Here is a 12,276-nt window from a genome sequence, read left to right as displayed (position 1 = left end):
CCTGTTTCAAACAAGATCTTATGATCCGGTATTTCAATTAAAAGGGCTCTTGATCCGATGGTGATCATATTGCGATCATCAGGCTGCATCCAACGACTCCAGAGGGCTTTTGGAGCATTGCCGAACATGGCGCCGCCATCAAGCTTCATATAGTTTCCTTTTAATGCTAAAAATCGCAATGGTAATTTCCCCATCGTTATGGCAACCTGATATGCTGCTTTTCCACATCACTGTTTTGCCGGTACAAAATGGCAACATGCCCGATCATGCCGGCAATATGGGATTGAGTGGCTTTTGCAATCTCTTTTATCAATGCATTTTTTTGTTCTTTTTCCTTATAATCATTGAATTTGACTTTGATAAGCTCACTGGCTTTAAGAGCCTTATCAATCTCTCCTATCAATGCCTCGGTAATGCCTTTCTGACCGACAAAAGCAGATGGATTCAAATTGTGAGCAAGTCCTCGTAAATACTTTTTTTGTGATCCTTTTAATTCTTTCAAACCAATATCCTTACCTGTTTATTTTTAAAGTCCATATCATATCACAAAAAAGATTGGATTTATAGATTTGGATAGGATATCCGGATAAATTCTTCTTCCATTTTATTGCGAAGATTTTTAATTTCAATCAAAATTTGCTCAAAATTTTGCTTTATTTTTTGATGATGGCGGGTCAGATATCTTTTTTGTTCCGAACAAAAATACCAGGTACAGATAAAAGGACGTTCAAGCCTTGAAAGTGCACACCCTTTTTCAAAAAAATGGCAGCAGGCTTTTTTTCGATTTCCAGATGAATTCTTTATGATTTGAGATGCAGGAAATTTATTCAGCCCAAAATAAATATAGAGCAGATCTTTTAAATCAAACCATATGGTTGCTCTTATGCAGCAGATATCCTCACAATATACACAGGTGTGGGAGCAAACCTTTTCTATTGACCCTGACATCTCTTCAAATCTGTGTCTGATCTGATTCGCTGTTTTATAAACATTAACAAGTTTTTGTCCATGCAAGTCGTCAATTCTTTTTATGAATAAAAAAACCTGGTTCCATTCTTCAGCAGAACACCAGGGGATATCGGTACGGCCTTTCATTCCTGACAAGTTTCCTTTTTTCAAATATCAACATAGCTAACTTATTGCCAATATGTTGACGATCATTTTGTATCATTATTATACATCTATAGGGGAGGATTCAATAGATATCTTTTTGAATGAAGCCGGCTACAAGGCATCAAATAATTAATCTTAATTTCTTATCCGGTCTGATATGCTATTTTTTCTATAATAATTCTGACAAATAAAAACTTTCAGACTGGTTAATGGTATGAATAATTCTGTATAAAATTTCTGGTTGACAATTCTCAAACAATGGCTTATCGTTAATAGTCGATAAACGATAAAAAGGAAGAATTTTTGAAAATTATTATCAATACCGCTAAATGCCATTGCAAAGAAACCAAGTTGTGCACCTGTGCCTGCCCCTATGGTGACGGCATATGAACACGGAACAACTTGCAAAAATATTTAAAGCACTGGGACATCCGACACGGATGAAAATTGTTGAGCACCTTATTGATATCAACACCTGCGTTTGTGGAGAAATTGTCAATATCTTTCCTTATTCCCAATCCACTATCAGCCAGCATCTGAAACTGTTAAAAGAATCCGGAATTGTCTGTGGAGAAGTCGAAGGCCCCAAAACCTACTTTTGTGTAGATAAAACCGTTTTAAATAAATTTAAGCAATATATCCAAAACTTATAAGGATGGAGAAACAAATGAACAAAATAGAGGGCTGGGGGTGTAATGGGCCCCCTTCTCAGAAAGGTCTGAAAATATCAACCTCCGGGGTTAATCTCATGTCCTCCATGGATGAGATCAGTTCAAGCTGTTCGGCTGAACCTTCCAACCCCATGGCAGACTATGAAGAACCAGGCTATAAGTTGTGCTCCTATGTGGACAAGTTTATAAAAACTAATGCGGGACTTATTCCTGTCATTAAACCAAAGCTGGGAAAAGATGACCTTTTTTCAAGCTTTTATGTCAGATGCGGTATCAACCGGTATAAATATACGGTGGCTCCCGGGCTTTATGCCATTGGAAAACCGGATAAAAATTGTGAGGTACTTGTAACCGCAAATTTTAAATTGACGTTTGATCATTTGAGAAAAGAGCTGGCCGACATCAATGCATGGATTCTGGTACTGGATACAAAAGGGATCAATGTCTGGTGCGCAGCAGGAAAGGGAACTTTTTCAACCCGGGAACTCGTGAAGAGGATTAAAGATAGTTCCCTTGAAAATATTGTAGACCATAAACAGATCATTGTTCCCCAACTGGGAGCAACCGGTATATCGGCTAAAGATGTCAAAAAGCAGTCAGGATTCAGGGTGATCTATGGCCCCATACGGGCAAAGGATATCCCGTTTTTTTTAAAGAATAACAAAAAAGCAGACAAAAAAATGAGACAGGTCACCTTTGATCTGTATGAACGATTTATCCTGACACCTGTGGAGATTCAAATCGTGCTGAAACCAGCACTGATCACAGCACTTGTCCTGTTTATCATTTCAGGTTTCGGACCGGGTATTTTTTCTTTTTCCATGGCCTGGGAAAGAGGCGTTGTTTCTTTTTTTGCCCTTGCAGCAGGAATATTTTCAGGCGCATTTGTTACTCCGGTCCTGCTTCCCTTTATCCCCTCCAGGGAATTTGCTCTCAAAGGGATCATCTCAGGAAGTATGTTCGCTATTCTCCTGCTGGTATTCATGACATCTGCTATTCATGGAATAGCCGACTGTCTGGCTCTCTTTTTGTTCAGCGTGACCATCAGCTCTTTTCTGGCCATGAATTTCACAGGGACAACACCGTTTACATCACCTTCAGGGGTTGAAAAAGAAATGAAACGGTACATTCCTGTGCAATTGGTTTGCCTGGTGATTTCATCCGGGCTATGGATTTATTCTGCATTTTGACTTTAACTGTGAAAGATATAATCATGCAAGATTTAAGACATTTAGATAATGTATCAACCCTGGTACTTGATGAAGAAAAATGTATCGGCTGCAGCTTGTGCACTGAAGTCTGTCCCCAGGCCGTTTTTGAAATGAGCCAGAACAAGGCCCATATTGTTGACTTTAATGCCTGCATGGAATGCGGTGCATGTGTTAACAATTGTCCCTCCCAGGCTATATCCGTCAGTCCGGGGGTCGGCTGAGCTTCCTATATTATCCAGGTCTGGATAAAAGGAAAAGAAAACGCATCCTGTGGCAACGGCGGGTGCTGCTGATATATCACACCATAAATCACTGGGTGTCTATATGGGATTCTTTTGCTTCCAGGCTCTCTTCAAGTATCAGTTCCATCCTTGAAGGTGTGATATGTACAATATGAATTCTGTCATTGGGCAGGATCAGATTACCCGTGGTAATAGTGTAAGAGGATTTGCCTATCCTTGCTGAAAACAAATCAATAAAAGTAATAATATTATTTTCATTCAACAGGCTGACATCTTTCCTTAAGCCCCGACAGGTAATGGAAATTTTAGGTTCAGCAGGTAAAGATACAACCAACCCTGTTGGAATATTTCTGAAGTTCAACGGAAGGTCGATTTTCTTTTCAAAATTCTGTTGCCCTGCAAAGGCCAGCCACATAATAAAAACCAATGCAAAAACAGCAGCTTTAATTTGGTACCGCCTGGTAAACCAGGATTTTATTTTTTCTTTAACATCTATATCAGCCTCTTTGAACTCAAGGACTGCATCCTCAAGAAGACTGGACAACTCCTTTTCATCTTTTATTTTTCTCATATCATTATCAACAGCAAATGATACTTCCCCTCTTTCTTCTGAAACAATCATCACCCAGGCATCGCATTGTTCAGTCAGTCCCAGGGCTGCTCTATGTCTTGTTCCCCATTCCTGGGGCAGATCTTCTCTTGCTGTTAAGGGCAGATAGCAGGATGTTTTTAAAATTTTACCGTGGGAAATGATGGAAGCCCCATCATGCAAAGGAGATTCTTTATAAAATATTGAATTCAATATTTCAGGCTGAGGATCACATTCCATGGCAATCCCCTTGGTGATCAAATCAAACACAAGATCCATTCTTTCAAAAACAATGATTACACCGATTCTTTTTTTTGCCACATCAAACGCCCAGTTGGAAAATGCCGGAACCCAGCCATCTGCAGTTAATCTGTGTTTAAACCCAAACGTCTTCAAAGGATTAAACCGCTCAAGCATTTGCCTGATTTCTTTTTGAAACAAAATAATCAAAAGGATCACAAAGACCTGCCACAAAATCTGGAACACCCAGGTGGTCAAAAAAAGTCCCCAGGATTTGGCCAGAATAAAAACCCCGCTTAAAAGAACAATACCAATAATGGCTTTAAAGGCTTTGGTGCCCCAGAACCAGATATAGAATTGATAGGAGACAATGGAAATAAACAGGATATCAAGAATATCCGGCAACCTGATATTTGACAATATGGCAAATAAATTCATGAAATACCTTTCTTTACATAGCCTTCCGACCCATGTTAATACCAATGGATTCTGCACAGGCAATGAGCTGAGAATCAACAGATACGCTTCTTACTTTCCCTGCAAGATCCTTTAAGTCCACCAGCACAATATCAGGAGTTTTAAGGGCAGTCATGGTTCCAAATTTCCCCTGTGCCGCTGCATCCACGGCAAAACTTCCCAGGCGGGTACCCAGAACCCTGTCAAACGAATTGGGAGATCCTCCTCTCTGGATATGTCCGAGAACGGTTGTGCGGACTTCAAGATCAATCTCTTTTTCAATCTGGCTGGCAAGATAAAACCCGACACCACCTAATTTTTCAACTCCCTGAAGCCTGCCTGCCGCTTCTTGGGCCTTGATGGTGTCCCCTCCTTTTTGTTTTGCCCCTTCTGCAATCATAATAATACTGAAGGGGCTGCCGCCCTTTTTCCTGAGTTGAATTTTTTTAATTACATTCTCAATTTTATACTCGATTTCCGGTATAAGAATAATATGAGCGCCGCCGGCAATACCGGCTTCAAGGGCAATCCATCCGGCATTCCTGCCCATCACTTCCAAAATCATTACCCGATGGTGGCTTTTGCCCGTTGTCTGCAAACGGTCCATGGCATCGCAGGCCACCTGGACAGCGGTTTGGAACCCAAATGTATAATCAGTTTTTTCAAGATCATTATCAATGGTCTTGGGAATTCCAATAACAGGTATACCTTTTTTATAAAATTTATACCCGATTTCAAGGGTTCCTTCCCCACCTACGACAAAAAGACAGTCAAGCTTCAGTGCCTTAAATGTTTCAACTGCTTTATCGGAATAATCAGTTGTTTTGATGCTGCCATCCGTATCAAGTTCACGATAATCAAATGGATTTCCTTTGTTGGTTGTTCCAAGTATGGTACCTCCCAATGTCAATATGTCTTTTGTCGATCGTATCGTAAGCTCCTGGGTCTGTCCTGAGATAAGGCCTTCAAAACCCCCTTCAATACCAATGACTTTTGCATCACACTGAATAATGGCAGCACGGGTGACCGCTCGTATCACCCCGTTGAGTCCCGAACAATCCCCACCTCCGGTTAATATTCCCACTCGCTGTATTGCCATGAATGTTCCTCCTGAAATAATGCCGCAATGTTTACATAAAATGGTATGTCTGCTGGTATTTATCCATTTATTTCTAAACCAAAAAAACTAATTTGTATAGGTTAATCTTTACCTTGCCACCTGCCTGGTTGCCTCAAAATACCGATATCCTCAAAACTGCAATAATTTCCGATGTACTTACTTTAATCTCACATTTCGCTTGTTCAAATATTAAGTTTATGAATTAGGAAATAGCACAAATCCCGAAAAAATCAAAAGAAATCAATAAAAACATACTATATCAAGGCAGTATTCGCAATTATCCTCGTGTAAGTGCCTGTAATCATTGTAAATAAAAATAGGCTTAAACATTTTCAATATGTATAATGATTTCAAATACATAGAAAGGCTATATATGACAAAGTCAGTTGTAAAATCTGTAAAAACGCAACCAGTCGGTTTTGCACCGATTCTGAAGCATTATTTTGTACGATGCGCTATTACCAAAATCATTGATGAAAATATCGAGCTTGATCCACGTAGAAAAGTTCTCATACATGGCCAGGCTTCAATGGCTATGATTACTGGGATTCTGTTCCAGATCTTACAGCTTTACCGGATTTGTAAGTTTGCAAACGAAACTACAGTACTAAATGTGATTTTACCCGACATTGCCCCTGATGAATATTTTGATGACCGCCTGAAGTATTAAATACAGATACTATAAATAAGAACACCGGTGGAATCACAATGAAATTCAAATTGCCATTATGAATCCAAAAGCATATTGACTTATTATCCGCGGTCTGTTATTTTTTTTTAAAAAATCATTTTTTAATCTATTCAGGTTAGGCCGCATTTAGTGAAAAAATGAAATCTTTTATCGTATTTATTCTCATTTGTTTACACTGTAATTTCGTGATGGGCAATCCATTGTCCAATAGTAACGAGGACCACCTGTCCATAGGAATTGAATTATTCAAATCCAAACAATTTAAAGAATCATATGAAAGACTGGTAAAGGCCTTTGAGCTTTTTCCCGAAAACCAGGAATTAAACTTTTACCTTGGCAGGGCCGCATTTGAGACAGGGAACTATGAAATGGCAATCATGGCTTTTGAAAGAATATTGATAACATCTCCTTTTGAACACCGTGTAAAATTAGAAATTGCAAGAGCCTTTCAAAAATTAGGGGCAAATAACACTGCCAAACAATATTGCAATGAGGTTTTGGCAACAAATCCTCCAGAAGCTGTGAAAAACAATATAAAAAAATTTTTAATCTATATTGATAAAACAGAACAAAAACATTTTTTAACCGGCCAGGTCATGATGGGTGTTGACTGGAATAATAATGTTTACGCGTCACCATCAACCGGCATAATAAAAACAATTATCGGGGACGTGAACTTAACAGGGCCTTTTTCAAAAAAAACACAGGACTGGATCTATAATACCACAATCGGAATTGATCATACCTATAAGTTCCCTTATTCAAATTATTTCTGGAAAACTAAAACAAGTTTTTATAAGGCAATTTATGATAGAATCAACACTCTTGATATCCGCTATATCGGTGGACATACAGGGCCTGAGTTTATATCCGGAAAAAACAAATTTGGTTTTAAATTTTTATTAAACCAGATTGAACTTGGAAATACACAATATCAAAATAGTGTTGGTTTTAAAGGTGTACTGAATCACGCTGTTAAGCCACATTTAGTGACCAGTATGGAATTGAAATATGAAGCAAAAAATTTTCCCGGCTATCCTGAGATGGATTCTAACAATAAATCCTTGTCCTTCGATGTGGGTCTGGGTTTTAAAAAAAACTGGTACAGCCTCGGCCTTAAAGCAGAAAAAGAGGACGCGTCTGATGATGAGTATAGTTACAAACGTTTTATTTCAAACTTATCCATTACCCGTGAATTACCATTAAAAATAATTGGATCTGTAAATTACGAGTATCAATATTTATATTATGATGAACCAACAGCCCTTTTTAATAAAAAACGCAAGGATTATCAGCATTCTGCCGGATGCAGCCTGGAAAAGAAAATATGGAAATCCTTATTAAAACCAAATAAAAATATTTCACTAAGGTTAAATTATCAACATACCTGGGCCAATTCAAATATTGAACTGTATGAATTTGATAAAGACCTTTTTCAATTATTCTTAATCTATAATTTTTAAAGGCCATATTATGAAACAGGCTAAAATTAAATTTTATATTGTGTTAATCGTCTGTCTCGGCTTTATTCTATTATCTATGTCTCCGGGTTTTGCCGCTCAAAATGATCCGGTTGGAAAAGTGATTGCCATACGGGGGAATGTTACAGCCATCAGCTCTGATTTGGTATCAAAAAAACTGTTTTTAAAAGCACCTGTTTTTTTACATGACACCATTAAGGCGGAACAGGGACGAATCCAGCTTATGTTTGAAGATAATACCTTGATTACCCTTGGCCGCAATACTCAAATGAAAATCACCAAATACTTATGGGAACCGGGTGATACTGACTCAGCCATGGAAACTCAAATCAATGAAGGCAGTTTCAGGATTATGGGAGGTGCAATCACCCGCATTGCGCCCAGTAATTTTAAAACAAACACCCCTTCCGGAACCATTGGCATTCGTGGTTCAATATATGCCGGCATGGTTAAAGGATCTTTGCTCTCAGTTGTTTTCCAAGGCGGCAGAGGAATCTATGTTAAAAATGATGCCGGCATGGTAAATATCACACGGCCCGGATTTGGCACCAAGGTAATAAGCAGTACACAGGCACCTGAAAAACCAAGTAAGATGGCTCCTCAAGAACTGCTTGAGCTTGAAAACACACTTACCTCAACGCCCAAAGAAGAGTCAAGTCAAGAAACCAGCAGTTCCGGAGATACCGAGCCGCTCCCATCTGAGCCGACATCAACCGGGAATAAAGACACAGGCAGTTTGACAGATGTCTCTTCTGTCATTAATGATACTGTATTAACTTCAGCACAAACCGAACTGAATTCAAATATAGCTCAAACTGAGACACAACAAAAGATCCTTTCCATGCTATTGGATCTTGGGTTTACAGGATCCAAATCAACAGCCATACCTTCCAGCGGAATATGGTTTTATGCCGGTAAAACAAAGGAAATTAATATTATATCTGATGAACCTTTAGAAAATATAAATTTTATTGTGAACTGGGATAATCAGCGAATTATTGCATTTGAAGATACTGCGCAGGATTTAGACGATATAGATATCGATAATGGTTTTGGTTTTGGAAATGTTAATTCATCAGGCAGCATTACAGATATTAAAATTTTAGGTTCAGATAGCCATCAGGAAAATGGAACTATAACGACACTTACCGGATCACAGACATTTGGACATTTTTACGGAACCGGCCAGGAAGGACTCGGCCTTGCCATGGAAGGCTATGACATCAATATAAAAAATCAGACTGAAAAACAATTCTGGTCGGATATTGCTGTAGCCACAGTGGATAGTAAAACTGCCGACACCTATTCTGGAACTGAAACCTGGAAAGGTTTTTTTGTTGGTATTGCAGAAGATATGGCCTCACCAAGTACAAACAGACGAATTTTTTTCAATACCAGTGCAGATGATTGTACTTTAACTATAAATAAAGATAACGGCACATTTTCAGGATCAATGTCCGGAAGTGATTTTAATGATGCCAATAATCTAATCACTGGATTAACCATAGGCGGAAGCAGCAGTGATTCAGTCTATATAACAGATAAAATTATTGCAGCCGTTCTCAGCGGCAGCGATGTAATAACTGCCGGCTCAACCACAGGGGGACTTAAAACATACGGCAATTTTATGGTTACATCAAACACGGTCAATCTTTCGAATTATACAACCTGGGGATACTGGGAAGTCGCTTACGCGGACCCAGAAACCGGGAAGGATTACCATGTCCACGTTCCGGGTGCCAGATGGATTTGCGGCAAACAAACTGCTTCAACTATTATCGACAGCCTTATCGCAACCTCTTTTAACGGGACATATACAGGCAAGGCACAGGGCGTTATGTTTAATAATACAAGTCAAATGATAAAAATGACACATGGCACTACCAACCTTTTCATTGATTTTGATCCTGGTGCCTTAGAACCTGTTTCAGGAAATATTTCATTTGATCAAATTACCCTTCCAATGATAAGCACAACAGGAAATGTCACTAGTTCAGGATTTAAGGCAATGATATCAAATGCAGCCTCAAGCAATGTTAACGGAACGTTTTATGGTCCCGGCGCTGAAGGTGTGGGTGGTAATTTTGCAGCTAAAATGTCTGACGGCAGACATTATCATGGTATTTTTGCAGGAGACCGATAAGCATGTCTCAATTTCTCGTAATTCCTTATGAATGAGCACTTAAGGCATTATCTCAATCTATCTTCTTTTCTTTTAGGCTGTGTCATAACCTTTATTTCATGCATGGGATTTTACAGTCTTGGCAACCGGAAGCCGGCTCTCATAAACGCCATAGACAATCGAATCATGGACATAATGTTCAAAATAAGAGGGGCAAGGCCTGATTCGGGTAAGATCATCATTGTAGATATTGATGAAAAAAGCCTAAAAGAAATTGGCCAATGGCCATGGCCAAGAAATATCCTTGCTGACATCACAAAAAATCTATATAAAAATGATGCCCGTGCCATAGGATTTGATATTGTATTTGCAGAAAAAGACCGCACCTCACCCATATATTATTTTAAAAATCTTGATCCCTCTATAACAAGCCAAATCCCTGAAAATATACTTTCAAAATTATTCAATAATGAGTCTATGGATCATGATTCGCTTTTTGGACAGGCCATTTCAATGGGGCCTACGATCCTGGGATATGTATTTCAGACGCAGGAAGACGGTCTTAAATCGGACACAGAGCTTCCTTTCCCGTCAAGTATGATAAAAATTAAGCCGGATAACGTAAATTTTCAGGATCTTTGTCTTATCCCTGCATACCGGGCAGTGGTGAACAACCCTTTGGTTTCCATGGCTGAAAGCGAAGGTTTTTTCAACGTATCTACAGACGATTCAGGTACAACCAGACAGGTTCCCTTAATGATGATAATGGATAACATTCCCTACCCATCACTTGCTTTGGAGACATTTAGGGTCGGCATGAAAATTCCCGCTTTAACCATACAGGCCTCAGGCAAAATCAAAGCTCCCAAAATTCCCATCCTGGGAATTTATATTGGAGATAAATTTATAAGCACTGACCATTCGGGTCAGATATTCGTAAATTACAGGGGCCCGGTAAATACGTTCAAGTATATTTCTGCTATAGATATATTAACAAAACCATCTTTACCAGTCATAAAAGATAAATTTGTTCTGATCGGATCTTCTTCTATAGGATTGTTTGATTTAAAGACCACACCGTTTTCAAAATCAGTTCCAGGTATTGAAATTAATGCCAACATCATTGACAACCTCATAAAATCTGATCCTTTTATTTATGATATATACACAGAAATCGGTTTAACGTATACCCTTATCATTGCAGGCGGACTTGTTTTATCTTTGATTTTATCTGTTCTGGGACCATTGGCCGGCGGCATTGGAGCTGTTATCTTTTTTTGTGCCTCCATAACCTGGAATTATTATTATTTCTTTCTAAATAACCGCGTTCTAGGAATTACATATCCGATAATTACCTGCGCAGGAATTTTATTGATTATCAGTATATTCAATTCTTACCGGGAGAAAAAAAAAAAAAGATATATACAAAAAGCTTTTTCCCATTATGTTTCACCAGATGTTGTTTCTCAGCTTTTAAAGAACCCGAAGTCCCTTTCCTTAAAAGGAGAAGAAAAAGAATTAACTGTATTATTTTGCGATATCAGGGGGTTTACATCTATTTCGGAAAAAATGGATTCAAAGGACCTTGGAAATTTCATGAATGATTATTTGACCCGAATGAGTCAAGTCATCATGAAAAACAAAGGCACTGTGGATAAATTTATCGGAGATGCTATCATGGCTTTTTGGGGAGCACCAAACGAAGAACTGGACCATGCAGTCAAAGCAGTTTATACTGCCATGGCATTAAAATCAGAGTTAAACAACCTGGAAAACATTTGCAAAAAAAGAAATTTACCAAACATATCAGTGGGTATAGGGATTAATTCAGGACTTATGAGTGTTGGAAATTTTGGCAGCAAAGAGCGGTTTGATTATACTGTTATGGGAGATAATGTAAATCTTGCATCCAGGCTGAGGGTGCAAATAAAAACTATGGCACAACCATATTAATATCAGGAGCCACAAAAAATATTATTAAAAACACATTTTTTTGCCGGTATATTGACAAAGTTCAGGTAAAAGGCCGTCAAGAACCGGTTGATCTGTATGAACCCATATCTAAAGAAGCCCCATCGCAGGACATATTGAATAATGTTAAAATGTTTGAAAAGGGAATCATAGCCTATCAGCACCAAAATTTTCATGATGCCTATAAAATTATTGACTCACTTCATAAAAATGATCCGACCCAACTTTATCAGTCCTATCTGGATAGAATCAAAGGCTTTATAAAATCACCACCTCCAGCCCAGTGGGAAGGGGCTGAAAGACGGCATCAATTACCCGTTAACAAGCTTTTATCGAAATAATAAATTGGATTAAAATTTGAGCCCAACG

General features: G+C 38.6%; 12 protein-coding genes. 8 read left to right on the top strand and 4 right to left on the bottom strand.

Annotated features, from left to right (window positions below; genetic code table 11):
• Window positions 1-196 precede the first annotated feature (196 nt).
• Together yhbY and K8S13_RS04875 are read right to left on the bottom strand one after the other, a co-directional pair.
• Window positions 197-502 (bottom strand): ribosome assembly RNA-binding protein YhbY, encoded by a 306-nt coding sequence (gene yhbY / locus K8S13_RS04880; RefSeq protein WP_291460856.1) that lies wholly within the window; start codon window positions 500-502, stop codon window positions 197-199.
• A 59-nt stretch (window positions 503-561) separates the two neighbouring features.
• Window positions 562-1,095 carry a hypothetical protein gene (locus K8S13_RS04875; protein WP_291460854.1) on the bottom strand — a complete coding sequence of 178 codons (534 nt, stop codon included), beginning with the start codon at window positions 1,093-1,095 and terminating at the stop codon, window positions 562-564.
• 404 nt (window positions 1,096-1,499) lie between these two features.
• On the opposite strand from K8S13_RS04875, the gene K8S13_RS04870 reads away from it, so the two are divergent.
• The 3 genes from K8S13_RS04870 to hgcB are packed head-to-tail and all read left to right on the top strand — an operon-like array spanning window position 1,500 to window position 3,288.
• A complete protein-coding gene (locus K8S13_RS04870) occupies window positions 1,500-1,766 on the top strand; it encodes a helix-turn-helix transcriptional regulator (protein ID WP_291460853.1) in 267 nt (88 codons plus the stop codon).
• Between the two features lie 14 nt (window positions 1,767-1,780).
• Window positions 1,781-2,974, top strand: coding sequence for a mercury methylation corrinoid protein HgcA (hgcA, locus tag K8S13_RS04865; RefSeq protein WP_291460852.1), 1,194 nt, complete (start codon window positions 1,781-1,783; stop codon window positions 2,972-2,974).
• A 23-nt stretch (window positions 2,975-2,997) separates the two neighbouring features.
• Window positions 2,998-3,288, top strand: coding sequence for a mercury methylation ferredoxin HgcB (gene hgcB, locus K8S13_RS04860; protein WP_291460850.1), 291 nt, complete (start codon window positions 2,998-3,000; stop codon window positions 3,286-3,288).
• A gap of 16 nt (window positions 3,289-3,304) precedes the next feature.
• On the opposite strand, the gene K8S13_RS04855 is transcribed toward hgcB, so the two are convergent.
• A complete protein-coding gene (locus tag K8S13_RS04855; RefSeq protein ID WP_291460848.1) occupies window positions 3,305-4,504 on the bottom strand; it encodes a diadenylate cyclase in 1,200 nt (399 codons plus the stop codon).
• A 13-nt stretch (window positions 4,505-4,517) separates the two neighbouring features.
• Window positions 4,518-5,621 carry an ATP-dependent 6-phosphofructokinase gene (locus tag K8S13_RS04850; protein WP_291460847.1) on the bottom strand — a complete coding sequence of 368 codons (1,104 nt, stop codon included), beginning with the start codon at window positions 5,619-5,621 and terminating at the stop codon, window positions 4,518-4,520.
• Between the two features lie 394 nt (window positions 5,622-6,015).
• Here K8S13_RS04850 and K8S13_RS04845 point away from each other — a divergent pair, with 394 nt between their 5' ends.
• The 5 genes from K8S13_RS04845 (at window position 6,016) to K8S13_RS04825 (ending at window position 12,248) form a co-directional block, all read left to right on the top strand.
• Entirely contained in the window at window positions 6,016-6,312 is a 297-nt protein-coding gene (locus tag K8S13_RS04845) for a DUF4277 domain-containing protein (protein ID WP_291460845.1), read from the top strand.
• A 221-nt stretch (window positions 6,313-6,533) separates the two neighbouring features.
• Window positions 6,534-7,796 carry a surface lipoprotein assembly modifier gene (locus tag K8S13_RS04840; RefSeq protein ID WP_291460844.1) on the top strand — a complete coding sequence of 421 codons (1,263 nt, stop codon included), beginning with the start codon at window positions 6,534-6,536 and terminating at the stop codon, window positions 7,794-7,796.
• 10 nt (window positions 7,797-7,806) lie between these two features.
• Entirely contained in the window at window positions 7,807-9,957 is a 2,151-nt protein-coding gene (locus tag K8S13_RS04835) for a transferrin-binding protein-like solute binding protein (RefSeq protein WP_291460843.1), read from the top strand.
• Between the two features lie 27 nt (window positions 9,958-9,984).
• A complete protein-coding gene (locus tag K8S13_RS04830) occupies window positions 9,985-11,889 on the top strand; it encodes a CHASE2 domain-containing protein (RefSeq protein WP_291460842.1) in 1,905 nt (634 codons plus the stop codon).
• A 134-nt stretch (window positions 11,890-12,023) separates the two neighbouring features.
• Window positions 12,024-12,248, top strand: a complete 225-nt coding sequence (locus K8S13_RS04825; protein ID WP_291460840.1) for a hypothetical protein — start codon at window positions 12,024-12,026, stop codon at window positions 12,246-12,248.
• Window positions 12,249-12,276 lie beyond the last annotated feature (28 nt).

It is taken from the genome of Desulfobacula sp. (genome assembly GCF_021107415.1).
Note: the sequence above shows the minus strand (reverse complement) of the source record. Positions and strands in the feature narration are given on the sequence as shown.